The following is a 20,848-nucleotide window of genomic DNA, read 5'->3' as shown; positions in this document are numbered from 1 at the left end:
GAGATCCCTTGATCGATCCGGTGGCGCTCTGGTGGGCTTCGTCCAGAAGATCGTGACGGTCGTCGGCGCACTGGCTTTGCTGTCAGTGCGCTGGCACGGGCTAGCCGAGCAGCAGCTTGCCGAGTTGGTCGGTCGAGTGCACCACGGCCGTCGCCGCCGCAGCTTCGGCGGGGGAGCCGTAGCCCCACTCCACCAGAATCGCCGGAATGCCGTTGGCCTCGGCGCCGATGGCGTCGTAGCTGCGGTCGCCGACCATGACGGCACCGCTCGTGTCGACGCCGGTCGCGGCGAGGCGGGCCAGGGCTTCGGCGACGATGTCGGACTTGCTGCTGCGGGTGTCATCAGCGGAGGCGCCGACGGTGGCCGTGAAGTACTGGGCGAGATCGAAGTGCGTGAGAATAGCGATCGCGCTCAGCTCAGGCTTACTGGTGGCGAGGGCGAGCGGAATTCCCGCCGCGTGGATGCGCTCGAGGAGGCCCGCGATGCCCGGAAAAACGGCCGTGTCCAGCGCGGCGGCGCCGTGGTACTCGGCACGGTAGACGGTGATGGCCTCCACGGCTTCGTCGGGGGTCATGCCCGCGTATTCCTGAAAGGCATCGAGCATCGGCGGGCCGACATAGGCGAGCAGCTCGGCAGCCGAGGGAACGGGGCGGCCGAGCAGTGCAAAGGTGCGGGTCAACGAGCTAATGATCGCCGGGGCGGAATCGGTGATGGTTCCGTCGAGGTCGAAGAGGATGGCGCTCCAGTTGCGCGTCAATGTTGCGTTCATTCGGCACAGCCTAGGCTGTCGGCAGGAAATATACCCCATTTGCCCATTTTTCCTCAGCTTTTGCACGGCTTGGCCGCCAATGCCGCCAATGGGACCGATGGGACCGATGGGGCTTAGAAGAGTTTCGAGGCCGTGTCGTCAAGGCCGCGCATTGCGTCGTAGTCGAGCAGCAGGCAGCGGATGCCGCGATCCTCGGCCAGCGTGCGGGCCTGTGGCTTGATCGTCTGCGCGGCGAAAACCCCGCTGACCGGCGCCACATGCGGGTCGCGGTTCATCAGTTCGAGGTAGCGGGTGAGCTGTTCGACGCCGTCGATATCGCCGTTGCGCTTGAGTTCGACCGCGACGGATTGGCCGGCGGCATCGTGTGCGAGGATGTCGACCGGCCCGATGGCCGTCATGTATTCGCGGCGCACGAAGGTGAATCCCTCACCGAGCAAGTGGATGTGCTCGGCCAGTAACTTTTGCAGGTGCGACTCGGCGCCATCCTTGATCAGGCCGGGGTCGATGCCGAGCTCGTGCGCGGAGTCGTGTTGCACGTCGTAGACGCTGATTACGAGCTGGTCGGCGGTTTTGGCGTGGGTGACCGTCCAGAGGGCGGTGATGCCAGCATCCGCTTGATCGCTGTCGGGCGCGGAGATGGTGACCGAGCAGGGTGGGCTCATCCAGTTGAGCGGCTTGTAGGAGCCGCCGTCGGAGTGCACGAGCACACTCCCGTCGGACTTGATCATCAGTAGGCGGGTGGCGAGCGGCAGATGCGCGCTGAGCCTTCCGGCATAGTCAACGGAGCATTTCGCAATTACAAGGCGCACTGGTCGAGTTTAACCGGCTGAGCGCCGGCCCCGCGAACCGCGGGGCCGTATCGGCATCGGCACCGGTTTCGGGCCCGAGCCCGGCGCATGTTCGTGGACGTATGAACGGATGCACCGGACCGGGGTCAGAGCGCCCCGACTCCGGCGAAGATCATGCCGTGGCCCGGGTCGGGCAAATCAGAAGACGCGCATGGCGATCTCCGCCGGAGCGGCGAGCAGGGTCTCGATCTCGTCGTCGAGCCGCACCAGGGTGATCGAGGCTCCGGCCATGTCCAGGGAGGTGCAGTACTCGCCGACATAGTTGCGGCCGATGGTCATTCCGAGCGCGGTCAGGCGCTTGTGGATGATCCCGTAGAGGATGTACAACTCGCTGATCGGGGTGCCGCCCAGACCGTTCACCATCACGGCGACACGGTCTCCGCTGACGAACGGAAGATCGGGAACGATGGCGCCCAGCAACTCGTCCACGATTTCGTCGGCGGGCATCCACTTGGCCCGGCGCCGTCCGGGTTCGCCGTGGATGCCGACACCGATCTCGATCTCGTCGACGCCGAGCTGAAACAGCGGTTCGCCACGGGCGGGCGGGGTGCACGCTGTCAGTGCGACGCCCATGGTGCGCGTGACCGAGTTGACCTTCTCACCGATGCGCACCAGCTCGGCGAGGTCGGCCCCGGTCTCCGCGGCGGCTCCGACGGCCTTCATCACGAAGAAGTTGCCGGCCACCCCGCGGCGGCCGACGGTGTAGGTGGAGTCCTGCACCGACACGTCATCGTCGATGAACAGCGTGCGCACGGTGATGCCGTCTGCGCTGGACACTTCCTCTGCCATCTCGAACGCCATCCGGTCGCCGGTGTAGTTGTTGACCAGGAGCAGCACCCCCTTGTCGGAGGCGAGGAGCTTGGTGGACTCGATGATGTAGTCGATCGGCGGAGCGGCGAAGACGTCCCCGGGGCACGCGCCATCAAGCATTCCCTTGCCGACCGTCATCACGTGGGCCGGCTCGTGGCCGGAGCCCGAGCCCTGGATGATGGTGACCTTGTCGTGGTTGGGGGCATCGGCTCGATGGATGAGGTGGTACTCCGGAACATAGCGCAGGGTGTCGGGGTTCGCGAGCGCGATGCCCTCGAGCATCTCAGGGACGAACTGCTGGGGGTCGTTGATGAACTTTTTCATGGTGTCTCCACGTCATTGTCGGATCGGATGGTTGGGCGTAACGGGTCAGCTCCGCCAGGTTCGGGCGAGGCGCTCGGCCAGCACGGCGACGGCAATGGCGCCGGCGTCGGGTGAACCGATGCTGCGCTCGCCGGTGTAACTCGCGCGGCCGCGCCGTGCCTGGAGGCTGCTGGTGGCCTCGGCGGCTTCCCGGGCGGCGTACGCCATCTTGTCGAGCGCCGTCTTCGCGTCGTCCCCGGCCGCGAGCGCAACCTCGAGCGCGTCCACCGCGGGAACGAGCGCGTCGAGGAGGGTCTTGTCGCCGACATCGGACCTGCCGCGATACTTGATGCCTTCGATGGCCGCGCGCAGGGCAGCAACGGTGTTCACCGAGGTGATCTCGTTCAGGCCTTTCAGCTGCGTCCCGGCTCTGAGGAACGCCGTGCCCCACAATGGACCGGAGGTGCCGCCGATGGTGCTGGTGATGACCATCGCGATCCTGCTCAGGAAGACTCCGGGGTCGGAGCGGTCGACGTCGTCCCAGCCGGACAGCACGACCTCGAACCCGCGGGCCAGGGAGTACCCGAAGTCCCCGTCGCCCACGACCGAGTCGAGTTCACCGAAGTACTTCTCGTTCTCGAGTGCTTCTTCCGCGATGCTGCGCACGACGAATTCCGTTGTGTCCTGAGAGGTGGTCATGATTCTTCCTCCTGATTGGGGGAGCGCAGTATGGACAAGACGTCGTCCAGCGTCACGAACCCGTGCGGCACCACGCCGGCGCGCGAGCGCAGCACGATCGCAGATTCGCCGTCCGGGTCGCCGAGCGAGGAAACCACGAGGGCGGCAGGCTCGAAGTCCTCATCGGCTGTGTAGCTGCTCACGGTGACGACGGTGCGCAGGCCAGCGGCGCAGGAGGCACGCAGTCCGTTGTTGCTGTCCTCGATGACGATGGCCTCATCCTCGGTCAGGCCGAGGTTCTCGAGGGCGTAGACGTAGATGTCGGGGGCGGGCTTCTTGGCGGCCACGATGTCCCCCGCGAAAACCTGGAACTGTGCGGCCAGCGACGGGCCGACGGCATGTTGCAGCACCGCCCGCACGGAGGGTTCGGCCGAGGTCGAGGCGACCGCGAGCATCCACCCGGCGGTAGCAGCTTCGTCGACGATCCGGGCGATACCCGGGCGGGCCGGCAGCGTTCCGGAGGCGATGAGGTCGGTGTAGATCTGCGTCTTGCGCCGGTGCCAGGAGGCGACCGCCTCTCGTTGTTCCGCGGGGTCCGTGGGCAGTCCGGCCGCCTGCACGAATTCCGGGGTGAGCAGGCTGGTGAGGCGTTCCTTGCCGCCGCCGATGTGCAGCTTCTCGGCGTACTCCTCTTCGCTCCACTGCACGGGCAAGCCGAATTCCACGAAGGTGGCGTTGAAGGCGGGTAGGTGTCCGTGGCGTTCGGTGTCGGCGAGCACGCCGTCGCAGTCGAAGATGAGCGCCGGCATCACTCACCACGCCCGGCCGGCAGAGCCGAACGTGCGGGCCAGGCCCGAGGTGAGCTCCACGACGTCGCCACTCACGGCGCGGAAGAGTGTCGGTGGGTCCCACTTGTCGGCCTGTTCGGCAAGCCGCAGGTTGGACAGGGTGGACTGGAGGTAGGTCATCTTGAGCGCGGTGGAGATGTTCACCTTGGAACAGCCGCGCTGGATCAGATCGTGGAATTGCGCATCCGTCATTCCGCTGCCGCCGTGCAGGGCGATGGGCAGCGGATGCGCCGCCACCAGGTCGCTCACCCGGTCGAAGTCCAGCGTCGGCTCGGATTTGTACACGCCGTGGGCGTTGCCGATCGACGGAGCGAACACGTCGACACCGGTCGCCTCGATGAAAGCGAGAGAGACGTCGAGGGTCTGCCGCGCCGCCGCCTGCTCGGAACCGACGCCGTCCTCGACACCGGTAATGGATTCGATCTCGCCCTCGACATGGGCGCCGTAGCCCCGGGCCTCCTTGACCACCTCGATGGTCTGGCGCTGGTTCTCGGCCACCGGCAGCTCGGACGCGTCGAAGAGCACCGAGTTCCAGCCGATGGCCAGGCACTCGCTGATCACGTCGCGGTCGGGGCAGTGGTCGAGGTGCAGCGCCACAGGAATATCGATGTCGGCGGTCATCGACTCCCACATTGCGAACAGCACCTTCGCGCCGATCGATCGGACGGTCTTGACCGAGGTCTGCACGATGACCGGGGAGCGCACCCCGACCGCCGCATCGAGCACGCCCTGCATGGTGAGGTCGTTGAACACATTGACGGCGGGTACCCCGTAGCGGGAATCGAACGCCCGATCGACGATTTCTTTCAGGGAAACAACTGGCACGACAGCCCCTTTGGCTCGCCATCACGCTAGCCCCGCACCTGTCTGGCGCGCTATCAGGGGTTCTCCTCGCCCGGCTGGGGGGAATCCCCGAGGAACGGGACGCGAGGCACCCGTTCAGGAATCGTGCGGATGGGCCAGCCCGGCCAGCATCGTGCGGTTGGCCGCCCCGGTCTTGCGCAGGATGGTTCCGACGTGATTCTCAACCGTCTTCACCGAGATGCCGAGCTCGACGCCGATCTGCTTGTCTCGGAACCCGCGCTCTACGAGCCGGCGCACCTCACGCTCGCGGGACGTGAGATGGTCGGGATCGGCCGCGGCTTCACCCCAACTATCCACCAGGCAGCCGGAGAGCACGGCGTCCCCGGCGGCGGCTGAGCTGACGGCTCGCACGAGCGACGGCCCGTCGGCGGACCGGTTCAGGAATCCCCGAGCGCCGGAGTGGGCCGCGCGACGTATTCGTACGTCGTGCGGGTCTCCGACCAGGAGAACCACGGCCGTGCCCGGACTGGTGCGGGCCAGCGACTCGATCAGGTCCGTGCCGGGCAGGTCGAGCAGATCGATGTCGGTGACAATGACATCGGGCTGCAGGTGCCCGGCCGCAAACAGCGCCCCCGCCGCATCGCTGGACTCGGCGACCACCTCGATCCCCGCTCCGTCCTGCGTGAGCAGGTGCACCAGACCGGCCCGGATCACCGGTTGCCCATGCAGGACGAGTACCCGATGGGGGCGTGTCGCCCTCAGACTCACGGGCGACACTGGAGACGGGCTGTCGCCTCCCGGCAGACCGAAACCGTGCGTCAGCGCGTTTCGCTCGGTCCGGTGCAGCTCGGCCAGGGTGTTGCTGAGCTCGGCGGCGACCGTGTGTAGACGGAACGTTGCGATAGCGCTGGCCGCCTGGGCGGCGAAGAGTTCGAGCATCCGGGCGTCCTGGCTGGTGAACAGGCGTTCCGAAGAATTCGCGAAAACCACGCAGGCGCCGATGAGACCTGACTCGAGCCGGATCGGCACACCGATGACCGGCCGTTGGTAGCGGGCGTCATCCTGGCCGAGATGACCTCCCGGCACTTCCGAGTACTCGTTGAAGACGACCGCTCCGCCGGCCCGCACGACCGCTCCGGTGACGCCTTCATCGAGCGAGAAGACCTGGCCCACCCGGCACTCGGCGCCGAGGTCCACCTCCTTACGGTAGACCTGAGCGGTCTCATCGATGGTGCAGATCGATCCCATGCCGCACCCGAGCAACTGGGCGGCGCTCAGTAGAATCCGCTCCAGCAGCGGTCCGAGCCCCGCGTCGCCGGCCCGGCCTTCGGCCAGGAACACGGCCAATCCGTCGCCGGGCCGGTCGGGCTGCGGTCGAGGGGCATCGGTCAGTGTGTCGCTCGTGGTCGGCGCGGCGGGAGGGATCGGGGCCATCGATTTCTCGTCTCTGAGTGTGAAAGCAAGACCTGGTTCCGGAAACAAAGCGCATCTTATTGGCCGGTGCTTCGATGTGGCTGGGAACCACCCGCGCTGCCGCCGTTCCGGGCCCGGTGCGGCACAAAGCACCCAGAGCGCCGACTCAGGAGCGCGCCCGCGCCGCCGGCGCGGCCACCCCGGCGAGCACCATCAACACCAGGATCAGCAACAGAGCGTTCAGGATGCCGAACGCCTCGCCCAGCAGGCCGAGCACCGGCGGCCCGACCAGAAAGGCGAAGTAGCCGATGATGGCCACGGCGCTCACCCGCGCGGCGGCGTTCTGGGTGTCGTCGGCGGCCGCCGACATGCCCACCGGAAACCCGAGCGAGGCGCCGAGGCCCCAGAGCACGGTGCCGACGAACACGAGCGGGGTGCTCGGCGCGAGAATGAACAGCACGAGCCCCGCAATGCCGACAACGGCGCAGGCGCGCAGCACAGGCACCCGGCCGAACCGGTCGAGCACGGGCCCACCAATCACGCGGCCCACGGTCATCGCGGCAACGAACACGCCGAACACGATGGCTCCGTCGGTGTTGCTGAGGCCGTGTCCGTCGACCGAGGCGAGGGCCAGCCAGTCGTTGGCTGACCCCTCGGCGAAGGTCATGCCGAGCACAATGACCCCGATCAGCAGCAGTTTGCGGTCCCGCCAGACGGTAAGACTGCCCTGCAGGCGTTCGCGCCAGGCGAGCTGCGGGGCATCCGTTGTTTCACCGGTCGGGGTGGCGGCTGGAATGAACCGCACCGCCACGACGATCGTGCCCAGAACCAGCACCGCCATGACCACCAGGTGCCAGAACACCGAGACCTGCCACGCGGATGCGGCGGCGCCGCCAAGTGCCCCGGCCACCGTGCCGAGGCTGAAGCAAGCGTGCATGAGTGGCATGAGCGTGCGGCCGATGGCGCGTTCGGCCGCCGCGCCCTCGACGTTCATCATGACGTCGAGGGACCCAATGCCGATTCCGAAGATGGCGAGGGACGCGAAAACGAACGGAGCCGCGGGCACGAGGCTGACCCCGGTGCCCATGAGCACGAGCCCGGTGGCCGACAGGGAGACGCTGAACAGCATGGCCCGGCGTGCGCCGAGGCGGGCGAGCAGGCCCGCGGCGATCAGCAAGCCGATAACCGAGCCAGCCGAGAGCCCGAAGATGAGGATACCGACCTGCGCGGTATCGAGGCTGAGGCCGTCGCGCACGGCGGGAACCCGCGACATCCAGCTGGCCAGGCCGAGCCCGGCCACGAAGAACACGGCGAACACGGCGTTGCGCCAACCGATCAGGGCCGAACGGGTGCCGGAGATCGCCGCCGGGGAGATAGGGGAGGTCATCGGGCTCACGGGTTTCTCAGGCGGCGTGCGGCAAGCCGGGGCAGCGGATGGGTGGTGCTTCAACGGTACAACGAATACCGGTCGAGAGCGTGGTGTTCCACCGTTGCCGCCGGTAAGGCCCCACGTGCTGAAGCTGCCCAGCCGCCCCGATTCGCGCCGCGGTGCAGGTTAGCGTAGCCTTACCTTGGTCGGTCACGCCCCACATCTCTGGAGTCCCATGCGAATCCCCCTCTCTGTCGCCGCTCTCGTTGCCGGCGCCACCGTTCTCGCCCTCGCCGGCTGCACGCAGGCCGCCGAGCCCTCGTCAACGGCCGAGGCCACCAGTGACGGCGCGTTCACGTTGTACTCCGGGCGCGACGAAGCGCTCGTGCAGCCGCTCATCGATAAATTCGAGAAATCCAGCGGCATCAACGTCGAGGTGCGCTACGGCAACACCGCCGAACTCGGCGCACTGCTGCTCGAGGAGGGCGACGCCACCCCCGCCCAGGTTTTTCTCGCGCAAGACGCCGGCGCGCTCGGCGCTCTGGCCAACGCCGACTTGTTCGCGACGCTGCCCGCCGGAACGACCGACGCAGTCCCGGCCGGATTCACCTCGACCGATGGCACCTGGGTCGGCGTCACAGGCCGTGCCCGCGTGATCGCCTACGACAGTGAGGCCCTGCAAGCGGCCGATGTGCCTTCACGCGTTGACGCCTTCACCGACCCGGCCTGGGCCGGAAAGTTCGGCATAGCGCCGACCAACGCGAGCTTCCAGGCCTTCGTCACCGCCTATCGGGTGCTCAACGGAGAGGAAGCCGCCGACGCCTGGGTCACGGCCATCGCTGCCAACGACCCGGTCATCTTCGACAACAACCGTGCCATTCTCGCCGCCGTCAACAATGGGGTCATCGAGGCCGGACTCATCAACCACTACTACTGGTTCGCTCAGGCCGCCGAAACCGGAGAGGCCAATATGCGCGCCCAGCTCTCCTACCCCGAGGCTGGCGACGCGGGCTCGATCGTCAACGTCACCGGGGCCGGCCTGCTCGCCGGTGCCGCAGCGGATGCCGACGCGCTCAAGTTCATTGACTACCTCGTGGGCGCCGAGGCACAGCAGTACTTCGTCGACGAGACGTACGAGTACCCGCTGATCGCCGGCATCGAAGCCCCGCTCGGCCTGCCAGCGCTCGACTCCCTCGTCAACCTCGACCTCGACCTCGCCGATCTGGACACCCTCGCAGACACCCAGGCTCTTCTCGGCAAGCACGGCCTGATCTAAGAGTGAATTCACGGGTGCGGGCTCCGGTCGGTAGCCGTGCCCTACCCACCGTCGCTCACCCCTCCTCGGGGCCCCGCACAGCGGATGCCGCGGCCCAGCCACGTTCACCTGCCCGGTTTCGCTTCGGCGCGCCACCCTGGCTTCTGGCGCTCGCCGCGCTGTGCGCCGCGACGGCGGCCATCCCGCTCGTCTATCTCGTGGCCCGCACCAGCGAGGCCGGGCTGACCGAACTGTTCGCGACCCTCGTGCGCCCGCGGGTGCTGCAGCTCACGGTCAACACGGTGCTGCTCGCCGCCGCTGTCACCCTGTCGTGCCTCGTGCTGGGCACGATCTGCGCGTGGATCCTCACTCGCATTCGCCTGCCTTTCCAGCGCACGTTGCTGTTGGTGTCTGCGCTGCCGCTCGCGGTTCCCAGCTACCTCGCCGCGTACGGCTGGCTGGTCTGGTTTCCCAGCCTCAACGGCTTCTGGGCCAGCTGGTTGGTCATGACGATGGTCTGCACCCCCTACGTGACGCTGCCGGTCGCGGCTGCGCTGCGCGGGGCATCCGCTGATCTCGAATCTGTGGCTCGCACGCTCGGCCGCGGTCCGTTGCGCGCCTTCGCGGCCGCCACCTGGCCGCAGATTCGCCCGGCCGCGGTCGCCGGTGCTCTGCTCGTCTGCCTCTACTCGCTGAGCGACTTCGGGCTCGTCTCGATGCTGCGCTTTCAGACGCTCACCTGGGGTATCAATGCCGCCTACGGCGCGAGCTTTGACCGCAACCAGGCCGCCCTGCTCGCGCTCGTGCTCGTCGTGCTCGCTCTCGTGGTTGTGGCGGGGGAACGCCGCACTCGCCGCCAGGTCGACCGTGTTCCCGGTCGCAGCACCATCCCGGCGCGCGCGCCCGGAAAAACGGGTGCCCTCTATCTCGCGGTGCTTCTCGCCGCGCCGCTGGCCGGGGTTGTCGTTCCCGTGGTCGGCCTGCTCAGCCGACTGCTCGCAGCCGAAACCCTGCGTGCCATCGACGTGCCCCGGCTGTTTGAAGCGATCGGCGCGACCCTCGCCCTCGCCCTCACCGCGGCCGTGGTGGCCGTGCTCGTGGCGCTGCCGATAGCCGCCCTCGCGGCCCGCTACCGCGGTCGGCTGGTCGCGGTGATCGAAGCCGTCGGCTTTCTCGGCCACGCCCTGCCCGGCATCGTCGTGGGCCTTTCCCTTGTCTTCTTCGCGCTCGCCGCCGTGCCGATGTTTTACCAAACGTCGGTCGTTCTGGTTTTCGCCTATGTCGTACTGTTCATGCCGCGAGCCATCGGCAGTACGCGCAGCGGTATCGCGGCGGTGCCGGCGAGCCTCGGCGACGTCGCGCGCATGCTCGGCCTGTCGCCGTTTCAGGCCTGGTGGCGGGTGACCGCGCGCCTGGCTCTACCGGGCATCGCGATTGGGGCACTGCTCGTGGCCATCTCCGCCATGAAAGAATTGCCAGCGACGCTGTTGCTGCGGCCGACGGGCGTGTCGACGCTCGCGACCGAGTTGTGGAGTCGCACGGCCATGTTCGAGTTCGGCGCAGCGGCGCCCTACGCGGCGGCGCTCGTGCTCGTGGCGATGGTGCCCGCGGTGCTGCTCTCGGGCATCCGCGGTACGGCAAGGGAGAACTAGTGGGTTGGGTTGCGATCGAGGGGCTCCGCGTTGCCTATGGCGAGACGCGGGTGCTCAATGGCGTCAGTCTGCACATTCCGCGCGGCTGCCTCGTGGCGGTTCTCGGCCCCAGTGGATGCGGCAAGACCACCCTCCTGCGCGCGGTCGCGGGCCTGTTGCCGGTCACCGCCGGTACGATCACGGTCGGCGGACGCCTCGTCACCGGCCCCGGCCTGCAGCGCGCACCGGAGAAACGCGGAATGGGTTGGGTTCCACAAGACGCCTCCCTCTTTCCGCACCTCACCGTCGGTGAGAACATCGGCTTTGGGCTGCCGCGCACGAAGCCGAGCGACGATCTGTACTGCGAACCCGGCAAAGCTCTCGGGCCAGTGGCCGGTCTGCTCGCCGGCCTCACGCGCCGTGGGCGGGTATCCCGCACCCGCCCCGCCGCGTTACGGACTGGTGCGCCAGCGCCCACCAGCCCCCTCGCCGCGGCGACGGTGAGCCCCAGCAACGACCGCCAGAACAGCCGCGCGGGCCGCATCATGGAGCTCGCCACCCTGGTCGGCCTGGCCGAACTCGTCGATCGCGCCCCCGCGCAGCTCTCGGGCGGCCAGGCGCAACGGGTATCGCTGGCCCGCGCGCTCGCCCCGCGCCCCGACCTGATTCTGCTCGATGAACCCTTCGCTGCCCTCGACCCCCTGCTACGTTCGGCGCTGCGCACCGAGGTGGCAGCCCTGCTGCGCGGCCAGCACAACACGAGCCTGCTCGTCACGCACGACCAGGAAGAGGCGCTCTCCCTCGCCGACTTCGTGGCCGTGATGCGCGGTGGCGAGATTTTGCAGTTCGGTACCCCGTCCAACGTGTACGAACGGCCGGTCGACCCGTGGGTGGCCGGCTTCGTCGGCGATACCGTCGAGCTTGATGGCTTCTGGCGAGACGGCCGCGTCGACTGCGCCCTCGGCTCGCTCGCGGCGGACTGGATGGGCGCTCCGGCGGCGCCCGCCGCCGGAGCGCCCATCCGGGTGTTGCTGCGACCGGAATGGCTGACCCTGGCCGAGGGGCGAACCCCGGCTGTAGCCACGTCTATCGCCTACGCCGGCCACGACGCCCTGGTCAGCTTCGCCCTCGCTGACACAGCGAAGACCCCGGTGCGCGCTCGCATCGCCGCACCCGCCCTGCCGCAGCTCGGCGCCCACGTGACGCTCGGGGTGCGCCAGAACGCCCTCGCCTACCCACTCGGGTAGCGGCAACCGCCCAGCAGCCAGAATCGGCGATCAGTAGGGGTGACCGGGCTCGACCAGCACAGTCAACGCGCGCCGATCAGCATCCACTTCGCGCTGCGGGCGCGCAGGCTCAGGGTCACGGCGCGGGCGCCGAGGTAGCCGAGGGCGAACGCGGCCATCAGCCAGGCGAGTCCGCCCTCGCCCGCCGGCGCCCAGACCAGCACCGCGGCGGCCAGCGGCACGAACACGGTGAGGTTGACCAGCCCGGTCAGCGCGAGATAGCGGGCGTCGCCGGCTCCGATGAGCACGCCGTCGAGCACGAACACGACCGCGCCGAGAGGAACGGATGCCCCCAGCACGATCAGCGTCAGCGGCAGCAGCGAGGTGACAGCCTCGGCACTGGTGAACGCGTGCCCGAGCACCCCGCTCGTGCCGATCACGACGGCGGCGAGTGCGAGGCCGGCGAGCACGCCCCACTCAAGGCAGCGGCGCAACACGGCGCGCACTCCCTCGACATCTCCGGCGCCGAGGCCGCGACCGACGAGGGCCTGGGCGGCGATCGCGAGGGCGTCGAGGGCGAAGGCGAGCGTCGCGAACAGGGTCATTGCGATCTGAAAGGCGGCGAGCTCGGGCGAGCCCTGCTGCGCGGCCGTGAACACGGCGAGCAGTATGGCGGCGCGCAGGCTGAGCGTACGCAGGAACAACCAGCCGCCGCTGCGGGCGCCGAGCAGCAGCCCGGCCCGGTGCGGGCGCAGCGGAGCGCTGTGGCGCCTGGCATGTGTGGCAACCACGACGAGGTAGACCGCAACCATGCCCCACTGCGCAACGACGGTGCCCACAGCCGACCCGGCGATTCCCCAGCCGAGTAGGTAGATGAACACGTAGTTGAGCGCGACGTTCGCGCCGAATCCGATCCCGGCCACGTAGAGCGGGGTGCGGGTGTCTTGCAGGCCGCGCAGCAGTCCGGTGGCGGCGAACACCAGCAGCATGGCGGGCAGGCCGAACATGGAGATGCCGAGGTAGGTGGCGGCATCCGCTGTAACCGCGGCCTCAGCGCCAAACGCGCCGACCAGCGCCGGAGTGGCGAGCAGGCCGCCGGCAGCAAGTACGACGCCCAGGCCCACGGCGAGCCAGAGGCCGTCGATGCCGACCGACACCGCCCTTCTCGTGTCGCCGGCGCCGAGCCAGCGGGCCACGGCCGGGGTGGTGCTGTAGGCGAGAAAAACCATGAGGCCGATGATGGTCTGCAGCACGGCGCTCGCCAGGCCGAGCCCGGCCAGCGGGGTGGTGCCGAGGTGCCCGACCATCGCCGAATCTGCCAGCAGAAACATCGGCTCGGCCACGAGGGCCCCGAGTGCGGGTACGGCAAGCCGCAGAATGTCCCGGTCGATGGGCTGTGCCCGCAGAATGTTAATGGTTCGACTCTACGGCGGCCCCTTGTGCGCCGTCGCCGCGTGGGCGGCGAGTCGCCCTGCGCCGTCGCCGCGTGGGCGGCGAGTCGCCCTGCGCCGTCGCCGCGTGGGCGGCGAGTCGCCCTGCGCCGTCGCCGCGCCAGCTGCGGGTCGCCGCGCCACCTCTAGCTGGCGCGCTCACCCATACCGGGCGCGCTCACCCGGTCGACCGCGCTGGAGCGGCTGAACGGATTGAAGAAGATATGCGCGCGGGCGTCGCGCGCGGCGTTCGCGCGACCCGTTTACAGAGCGAATTCTCGTGGCGAGCGAATAGGCTGGGGGCATGACTGAGCTGGCGACTGAATCCGGAATCAACCAGAACGAACTTGACTCAAAGGTGCGCCCGCAAGACGACCTCTTTCGGCACGTGAACGGCAAATGGATCGCACGCAGCGAGATTCCCGCCGACAAGGCCCGCTGGGGCTCCTTCATGATGCTCGCTGAAGACGCCGAGAAGGCCGTACGCGAGATTATCGTTGAAGCGCAGACCGCGCCGACGGGTAGCCTCGAGCGCAAGTTCGGCGACCTCTATACGAGCTTTCTCGACGAAGAACGCATCGAAGCGCTCGGCGCCACCCCGCTCACGAGCGACCTGGCCGCGGTCGACGCCGTCACCACCATCTCCGAACTGCTCGCCACCCTCGGACGCCTCGAACGCGGCGGAGTCGCCGGAGCGTTCCACCTCTACGTCGACAACGACCCGGGCAACCCCGAACGCTACCTCGTCTTCATCGCGCAGGGCGGCATCGGCCTCCCCGACGAGTCCTATTACCGCGAAGAGAAGTTCGCCGAAATTCGCACCAAATACCGCGAGTTCCTTGAGCGGATGTTCACCCTCGCCGGTTTCGCAGACGCCGCCGCACGCGCCGGGCGCGTGCTCGACCTCGAAACCGAACTCGCCTCGCACCACTGGGACAAGGTGGCCACGCGCGACAGCGAGAAGACCTACAACCTGCGCACCTGGGGCCAGGTCTCCGCGCTCGCCGCCGGTGCCGACGTCGACCTCTGGCTCGACGGCCTCGACGCCCCGGCCGGCGCCCTCGAGGAGGTCGTCGTGCGCGAACCGAGCTACATCGCCGGCCTCGCGGCCACCCTCACCGACGACCGCCTTGAATCGTGGCAGGACTGGCTGCGGTGGCAGGTCATCCGCTCGAGTGCTGCATATCTGTCGAGCGATTTCGTCGAGTCGAACTTCGATTTCTACGGTCGTACCCTGAGTGGCACCCCGCAGCTGCGCGACCGGTGGAAGCGCGGCGTCTCGCTTGTCGAGGGCGCACTCGGCGAGGCCGTCGGCCGCATCTACGTGGAGCGCCACTTCAAGCCGAGCGCCAAGGCGAGCATGGATGTGCTCGTGGCCAACCTCGTTGCGGCCTACGAAAACAGCATCACCACCCTCGACTGGATGACCGAGGAGACCCGCGGTCGCGCGCTCGAAAAGCTCAGTAAGTTCACCCCGAAGATCGGTTATCCGGTGACGTGGCGCGATTATTCAAGCCTCGAAATCACCGCCGGCGACCTCATCAGCAACGTCAGAGCCGCGGGGGAGTTCGAGTTTCAACGGGAGCTCGGCAAGATCGGCAAGCCGCTCGACCGCGACGAATGGTTCATGACGCCCCAGACCATCAACGCCTACTACAACCCCGGGTTCAACGAAATCGTCTTTCCGGCCGCCATTTTGCAGTTTCCGTTCTTCGACGACGCGCGCGACCCGGCCGCCAACTACGGCGCGATCGGCGCGGTCATCGGCCACGAGATCGGCCACGGATTCGACGACCAGGGCTCGAAGTACGACGGCGACGGCCGCCTCATCGACTGGTGGACCGCCGACGATAAGACCGCGTTCGAGCTGCGCACGACCGCGCTCATCGCGCAATTCGAGGGCCTGGAACCGCAGGCCATCCCGGGCAACACCGTGAACGGTGCGCTCACGATCGGTGAGAACATCGGCGACCTGGGCGGGCTCTCCATCGCCTGGAAGGCCTACCTGCTCTCGCTGAACGGCGCAGAAAGCCCGGTCATCGACGGACTCACCGGGCAAAAGCGCTTCTTCCTCTCCTGGGCCCAGGCCTGGCAAATGAAGCTACGCGACGCTGAGGCCATCCGCTTGCTGGCTATCGACCCGCACTCGCCGAACGAGTATCGCTGCAACCAGATCGTCAGCAATATCCCCGCGTTCTACGAGGCGTTCCAAGTGGGCGAAGCGGACGCCCTCTGGCTCGCCCCCGAGAAGCGTGTCACCATCTGGTAGCGTTTCTGTTCCCCGTCGAGGGTTAGTCTTGAGCAGGCTCCTCTGAGCCGGGGATGAGGCAGGCCCGGGGTCGCCGCCGGAGAGAGGATCGACAGTGGTCTTTCGCGGTCGCGACGCCGACGGCACGAGTGGTCACCTGAATCCTGCTTCCAACCAAGCGGATGGCGGCGGCTCCGTTCGTTCCCGCCACGCCGCTGCGCCCGGTGGCAAACACCGTATAACGGACGCCCCCGAGAACTTTGCCCGCGGCTTTGCCTCCCTGGGCGAACTCGCTCTCAACGGGGTGCAGGTCTCAGCCCGCGCAACCGATCTTTCGACCGGGCGGGTACTGTTTTCGGTCGACGACCACGTGTCGATGCCGACGGCCAGCGTGGGCAAGGTGTTGCTGCTGATCGAGGTTGCCGCGCGCTTGAACGACGCCGAATTCGGTCTGGCCACGATGCTCGAGCGTTCGAGTGCGGATGCCGTGAGTGATTCCGGCGTCTGGCAGCACCTGCAGATCGCCCGGCTCGGCGTCGCCGACCTTGCCGCCCTCGTCGGCGCGACGAGTGACAACCTCGCGACGAACGTGCTCATTCGCACCGTCGGGCTGCACTCGGTGCGTGCCCGCACCGAGCAACTAGGCCTTAGCCGCACCGCACTGCTCGACCTGGTGCGCGACAAACGCGGCCCGGATGACGCGCCGCAGCTGTCGGTGGGCAGCGCCAAGGAACTCACCTGGCTGTTCACGGCGCTTGCTCGCGGTGAGATCGTGGATGCTGAAACGAGCGCGCGGGTCATTGGCTGGCTGTCGCTCAACACCGACCTGTCGCTCGTGGCCAGTGCGTTCGGGCTGGATCCGCTCGCACACCGGGAGAGCGACCACGGTCTGCTCATGGTCAACAAGACGGGAACGACCGCGGGTGTGCGCAGTGAGGTGGGTATTCTCCGCGGTCCGCGGGCCGGCGTGACCTACGCGGTCTCGATGCTGTTCGACGACACCCAGCTGATGACACGGCTCGCGGTGCTCAACGGGATGCGCGCGGTCGGGGAGGATCTGCTGGGGTACGTGCACTAGGAGCCGACAAGTTGTGCCATCGTGGAGGGGACGGGCATAGACGCCCGCCACCGACGCGAAGGAGCTATGCCATGGCGGTCATCGGATGGATTGGGCTGGGCCACATGGGCGGCCCCATGACGGCAAATCTGGTCAAGGCCGGGCACAGCGTGCGCGGCTTCGACCTCAACACCGATGCCCTCGACGCGGCGGTGGCTGTCGGCGTCACCCGCACAACGAGTATTGCGGAGGCCGTGGCGGGTGCCGACGTCGTCTTCACGATGCTGCCCAAGGGCGAGCATGCCCGTGCGGTGTACTTCGGCGACGAGGGCGTGCTGGCCCACGCCGACACGTCGACCCTGCTGGTGGATTCCTCGACGATCGACATTGAATCGGCCCAAGCGCTGCACGATGCCGCCGCCGCGGCAGGCTTTCGCTTCGTTGACGCCCCGGTCTCGGGCGGAATCACCGGTGCCGAGGCCGGCACCCTCACCTTCATGATCGGCGGTGAAGCGGATGCCGTCACCACCGCCACCGCGTATATCCAGCCGATGGCCGCGAACATCATTCCGACCGGTGGCGCGACGACCGGTCAGGCGGCAAAGATCTGCAACAACCTCATGCTGTTCATCAATCTGGCCGCAACGTCGGAGGGTGCCGTTCTGGCCGAGCGGCTGGGACTGGACAAGCGGGTGTTCTGGAATATCGCATCCGTTTCATCGGGCGACAGCTGGGCGCTGCGCACCTGGTATCCGATTGCGGGGGTCGTGCCGTCGGCGGCCGTGAATCGCGACTTCACGCCGACGTTCACGGCCGAGCTCGCCCACAAGGACATGGGCCTCGCGGTCGCGGCCGCGGCGGCCACCGACACTCCGCTGGAGATCGGAAAGCACGTGCAGCAGCTGTTCCAGCGGCTGATCGACCAGGGCCAGGGCGGCAAGGACTGCTCGATGATCGTGAAACTGGTGGATGGCACCCTGGCTCGGAGCGGCACCGAACTCGAGTAGGCAGTCTGACTAACCAGTCAGACCATGTAGTCATGCAACTCACACCCTGGCCAGTCGATTGGATGCGCGCCGCCCTCGGCCTCGGCGTGCTCGCACGCTCGCGCCCGGCGCGGCCTACGGCTGCAAGATCGCCGCCGACTGGCAACTCTTCTCCACCACCGTGCACCACCAATTGCAGAACGGGCAATTGCAGAACGGGCAATTGCAGAACGGGCAATTGCAGAACGGGCCGGCCGAATCGTGGCCAGTGACCCGCGATGTGGACAGCGGTGTGTCAGACAGCGTTGACTCGCATGGCGGCCCTATCGCATCCTCTCAGATGAGGCCGCGCGCGGGCCGAAAACGCCGCCTGGCTCGACGATCTCACGATCGAACTGCGTTTGCGTGACAGTGGTGGTCCTGTCGATCGTTATCTGGCTGATCGTTCCCGTCGGCGAGCCGCTCGCGGGCCAGCGATCCCGGCCTTATTTTTCGGCCGGAACCTCAACGTAGCGCGGGCTCTTCGGGTTCATGAGGGAGTTTCGGCGGCCGTAGGCGAAGTAAATCACCAAGCCGATCACGAGCCATATGACGAAGCGCAGCCACGTTTCCCAGTGCAGTTGGGTGATCAGAAAGAAAGATGCCAGCACGCCGAACGCAGGCACGATCGGCATGAACGGCAGCCTGAAGGTGCGTGGAACATCGGGGCGCGTGCGGCGCAACACGATGACGGCAATGCAGACCACAACGAAGGCGGCGAGGATACCGATGTTGGTTAGGTCGGCGATAAGCCGAATCGGGAAGATCCCCGCCAGAATCGCAGAGGCGATGCCCGCAATCCACGTGACGCGTTGCGGGGTGCCCTTCTTGTCGGTGCCCGAGAACCATTTGGGCAGCAGGCCGTCACGGCTCATCGAGAACCAGACCCGGCTGACGCCGAGCAGAAAGGTGAGCATCACAGTGAGAATGGACACAACGGCAAAGGCCGAGAGGATAGTGGCGATCACCGGCAGGCCGACCGATTGGAAGGCCACGGCGAACGCGGCCGTCGGGTCGATGTCCTGCCAGTTCTGCATGCCGGTGAGCACCAGGGTGGCCAGCACGTAGAGCACCATCGCAATGGCCAGGGAGAGCAGAATCGCCTTCGGCATGTGCTTCTTGCCGTCTTTGGCCTCCTCGGCCGCGGTGCTCATGGCGTCGTAGCCGAACACCGCAAAGAACACCGTGGCCGCGCCCGTGAAGACGGCGCCGAATCCATTGGGTAGGAACGGGATGTAGTTCTGCGTGTTGATGTAGAAAAAGCCGAGCACGATGATGCCCAGGATCAGCAGCACCTTCAGGCCAACGGCGACCAGTTCGAAGCGGCCGAAGGTCTGAGTGCCGCGGCTGAGGATGAATGTCACGAGCAGACAGACGATGATCGCCGGCAGGTTGATCACCCCGCCGTCGAGGGCGTCGGCCGTGCCCTGCATCCAAATCGGCACCTGCACGCCAATGCCGGACATGAATTCGGTGAAATAGCCGGAGATGCCGATGGCAACCACGGCCACAATGGCAATGTATTCCAGCAAGAGGTCCCACCCGATGAACCAGCCGACGATTTCACCGAGGGCGACATAACCGTACGTGTAGGCCGACCCAGCACGCGGGATCATTCCGGCGAACTCGGCATAGGACAGGGCGGCGGCTGCGCTGGCAAGACCGGCGATGAGGAACGAGATGAGCACGGCCGGGCCGGCGCCCTCGCCGTCGGGGCCGCCGTTGGCGACAAGGCCGGCAAGGGTGAAGATGCCGATGCCGATGATGCCACCGACACCGATCGCAGTGAGCTGCCAGAGCCCAAGGCTTTTGAACAGTCCGTTCTTCTTGGATTCATCGCCGACATCGTCGATGGGCTTTCGCCGCAAGACAGAGTTGGGATTCTGAGCGGACATGACGCCTCCATTGGCCGGTGCTGTCTACCCTCCGTGCGAGGGGTACGTAGAAACCCTATACCGTCTGATTTTGCATGATTCATAATCAAATCGGTCAAGATCGGCGCTTATCGCGGCGAAACGACCCGGCCCTGACCGGCAGTCAGACGATCGCGAGTTCCGGCCCGGCAGCACTCAGTTTGCGGGCCTTTGGCCGGCGTGCCCGTTTTGCGTGTGGGTTCACTCGAAACGGTCGCGTCGTGAGCTCCGCGAGCCTGGTGCACGGAATTGTCCTTGACGACTACAAGACGCAGCTCAGTGAGCGCTCTGCTCATTAAAGCGAACCAGCCCGCTCGATTAGGCTGGCCCCAGAAACTGGATTTCACAGGAGATGCCGTTGGCACTGAATCGTCCTGTTGTTGTCGGAGTCGATCCATCGACCCAGAGTCGCAAGGTCGTGAGTGTCGATGCCGACACGCCCGTGCACGACGCCCTGCTCTGGAATGACGTGCGCAGCGCCCCGCAGGCGGCCGCGCTCACCGAGAAGTACGGCGCGTCGATGTGGGCCGGGGAGGTCGGTGTCGTACCGGTCGCTCCATTCACCATCACGAAGTTGGCCTGGCTACCCGAAAACCGGCCGGAACTCGCGGCGCGCGTTGAGCGGGTGCTGCTTCCGCACGACTGGCTCACCTGGAACATTCTCGGGCGGGCCGCCGAGGCCACGACCGACCGCAGTGACGCGTCGGGAACGGGATATTTCTCGGTGCCGAAGAAGGTGACGTGGTCGTCTCGATCGGCAGGAGCGGCACCGTGTTCGCCGACGCCGCCGGCGGCCAGCTTGCCCTCATCGCAACCATCAACGGTGCCCGCACCCTCGTGGCCACGGCCCGCATGATCGACGCCGACGGGCTGCTCATGCTGCCCTACCTCGACGGCGAACGCACTCCGAATCTACCGGGTGCCACCGGCTCGCTCACCGGCAAGCGCCGGGCCAACATGAACCCCGAAAACCTGGCCCAGGCATCCGTTCTCGGTGTGGTCTGCAGCCTCGCCGACGCGCTCGACTCGCTGCGCAGCCAGGGCGTGCCCGTGCGCCAGGCCGCGTGGGCGCTCGACGGTGGCAGCAATTTTCCGCACTGGAAGCGAGAGATCGCGACCGAACTCGAGCCCTCGGCCGCACGCGACTGGGCCGTCGACGTGCGAGCGCGCTACGCCGAGCAGCGTGGCACGATCTACGGGGTCTGAGCCCGGGGTCTGAGC

General features: G+C 67.3%; 18 protein-coding genes. 8 read left to right on the top strand and 10 right to left on the bottom strand.

Going from position 1 to position 20,848, the window contains the following annotated elements; all coding sequences use genetic code 11:
• Nucleotides 1-100 precede the first annotated feature (100 nt).
• The 8 genes from IWX77_RS02250 to IWX77_RS02215 all read right to left on the bottom strand — a co-directional run bounded on the left by IWX77_RS02250 (nucleotide 101) and on the right by IWX77_RS02215 (nucleotide 7,860).
• Entirely contained in the window at nucleotides 101-769 is a 669-nt protein-coding gene (locus tag IWX77_RS02250) for an HAD hydrolase-like protein (RefSeq protein ID WP_196842881.1), read from the bottom strand.
• 113 nt (nucleotides 770-882) lie between these two features.
• Nucleotides 883-1,578 (bottom strand): endonuclease NucS, encoded by a 696-nt coding sequence (nucS, locus tag IWX77_RS02245; protein WP_196842880.1) that lies wholly within the window; start codon nucleotides 1,576-1,578, stop codon nucleotides 883-885.
• A 177-nt stretch (nucleotides 1,579-1,755) separates the two neighbouring features.
• Entirely contained in the window at nucleotides 1,756-2,751 is a 996-nt protein-coding gene (gene dhaK, locus IWX77_RS02240; RefSeq protein WP_196842879.1) for a dihydroxyacetone kinase subunit DhaK, read from the bottom strand.
• Nucleotides 2,752-2,796: 45 nt separating this feature from the next.
• Entirely contained in the window at nucleotides 2,797-3,429 is a 633-nt protein-coding gene (gene dhaL / locus IWX77_RS02235) for a dihydroxyacetone kinase subunit DhaL (protein WP_196842878.1), read from the bottom strand.
• The gene (locus IWX77_RS02230; RefSeq protein WP_196843052.1) at nucleotides 3,426-4,217 is read right to left on the bottom strand and encodes an HAD-IA family hydrolase; all 792 of its coding nucleotides are present in this window, start codon (nucleotides 4,215-4,217) and stop codon (nucleotides 3,426-3,428) included. Before IWX77_RS02230 ends, dhaL begins: the two co-directional genes overlap by 4 nt.
• A gap of 3 nt (nucleotides 4,218-4,220) precedes the next feature.
• Nucleotides 4,221-5,081, bottom strand: coding sequence for a class II fructose-bisphosphate aldolase (locus tag IWX77_RS02225; protein ID WP_196842877.1), 861 nt, complete (start codon nucleotides 5,079-5,081; stop codon nucleotides 4,221-4,223).
• A gap of 114 nt (nucleotides 5,082-5,195) precedes the next feature.
• Nucleotides 5,196-6,494 carry a GAF domain-containing protein gene (locus IWX77_RS02220; protein WP_196842876.1) on the bottom strand — a complete coding sequence of 433 codons (1,299 nt, stop codon included), beginning with the start codon at nucleotides 6,492-6,494 and terminating at the stop codon, nucleotides 5,196-5,198.
• Between the two features lie 145 nt (nucleotides 6,495-6,639).
• The gene (locus IWX77_RS02215; protein WP_196842875.1) at nucleotides 6,640-7,860 is read right to left on the bottom strand and encodes an MFS transporter; all 1,221 of its coding nucleotides are present in this window, start codon (nucleotides 7,858-7,860) and stop codon (nucleotides 6,640-6,642) included.
• A gap of 217 nt (nucleotides 7,861-8,077) precedes the next feature.
• Here IWX77_RS02215 and IWX77_RS02210 point away from each other — a divergent pair, with 217 nt between their 5' ends.
• The 3 genes from IWX77_RS02210 to IWX77_RS02200 are packed head-to-tail and all read left to right on the top strand — an operon-like array spanning nucleotide 8,078 to nucleotide 11,975.
• Entirely contained in the window at nucleotides 8,078-9,118 is a 1,041-nt protein-coding gene (locus IWX77_RS02210) for an extracellular solute-binding protein (RefSeq protein ID WP_196842874.1), read from the top strand.
• Between the two features lie 2 nt (nucleotides 9,119-9,120).
• On the top strand, nucleotides 9,121-10,749 hold the full coding sequence (locus IWX77_RS02205) for an ABC transporter permease (RefSeq protein WP_196842873.1): 1,629 nt from the start codon (nucleotides 9,121-9,123) through the stop codon (nucleotides 10,747-10,749).
• Entirely contained in the window at nucleotides 10,749-11,975 is a 1,227-nt protein-coding gene (locus tag IWX77_RS02200) for an ABC transporter ATP-binding protein (RefSeq protein ID WP_196842872.1), read from the top strand. Before IWX77_RS02205 ends, IWX77_RS02200 begins: the two co-directional genes overlap by 1 nt.
• A gap of 62 nt (nucleotides 11,976-12,037) precedes the next feature.
• On the opposite strand, the gene IWX77_RS02195 is transcribed toward IWX77_RS02200, so the two are convergent.
• Nucleotides 12,038-13,360, bottom strand: coding sequence for an MATE family efflux transporter (locus tag IWX77_RS02195; protein WP_196843051.1), 1,323 nt, complete (start codon nucleotides 13,358-13,360; stop codon nucleotides 12,038-12,040).
• A gap of 328 nt (nucleotides 13,361-13,688) precedes the next feature.
• On the opposite strand from IWX77_RS02195, the gene IWX77_RS02190 reads away from it, so the two are divergent.
• From IWX77_RS02190 to mmsB, 3 genes are all read left to right on the top strand, one after another.
• Entirely contained in the window at nucleotides 13,689-15,653 is a 1,965-nt protein-coding gene (locus tag IWX77_RS02190; RefSeq protein ID WP_196842871.1) for a M13 family metallopeptidase, read from the top strand.
• A 94-nt stretch (nucleotides 15,654-15,747) separates the two neighbouring features.
• The gene (locus tag IWX77_RS02185; RefSeq protein WP_297412965.1) at nucleotides 15,748-16,710 is read left to right on the top strand and encodes a serine hydrolase; all 963 of its coding nucleotides are present in this window, start codon (nucleotides 15,748-15,750) and stop codon (nucleotides 16,708-16,710) included.
• 71 nt (nucleotides 16,711-16,781) lie between these two features.
• Nucleotides 16,782-17,696: a 3-hydroxyisobutyrate dehydrogenase gene (gene mmsB / locus IWX77_RS02180; RefSeq protein WP_196842870.1), complete on the top strand. Its 915-nt coding sequence runs from the start codon at nucleotides 16,782-16,784 to the stop codon at nucleotides 17,694-17,696.
• A gap of 464 nt (nucleotides 17,697-18,160) precedes the next feature.
• Here mmsB and IWX77_RS02175 read toward each other — a convergent pair whose 3' ends face one another.
• Nucleotides 18,161-19,609, bottom strand: a complete 1,449-nt coding sequence (locus tag IWX77_RS02175) for an amino acid permease (RefSeq protein ID WP_196842869.1) — start codon at nucleotides 19,607-19,609, stop codon at nucleotides 18,161-18,163.
• A 436-nt stretch (nucleotides 19,610-20,045) separates the two neighbouring features.
• On the opposite strand from IWX77_RS02175, the gene IWX77_RS16920 reads away from it, so the two are divergent.
• Nucleotides 20,046-20,483 (top strand): FGGY family carbohydrate kinase, encoded by a 438-nt coding sequence (locus IWX77_RS16920; protein WP_297412964.1) that lies wholly within the window; start codon nucleotides 20,046-20,048, stop codon nucleotides 20,481-20,483.
• A complete protein-coding gene (locus tag IWX77_RS16915; RefSeq protein ID WP_297412963.1) occupies nucleotides 20,399-20,833 on the top strand; it encodes an FGGY-family carbohydrate kinase in 435 nt (144 codons plus the stop codon). Before IWX77_RS16920 ends, IWX77_RS16915 begins: the two co-directional genes overlap by 85 nt.
• Nucleotides 20,834-20,848: the final 15 nt, after the last annotated feature.

It is taken from the genome of Cryobacterium sp. CAN_C2 (assembly GCF_015751745.1).
Lineage (GTDB): Bacteria > Actinomycetota > Actinomycetes > Actinomycetales > Microbacteriaceae > Cryobacterium.
The sequence above is the reverse complement of the archived record's forward strand: the minus strand, read 5'-3'. Positions and strand labels throughout refer to the sequence as shown.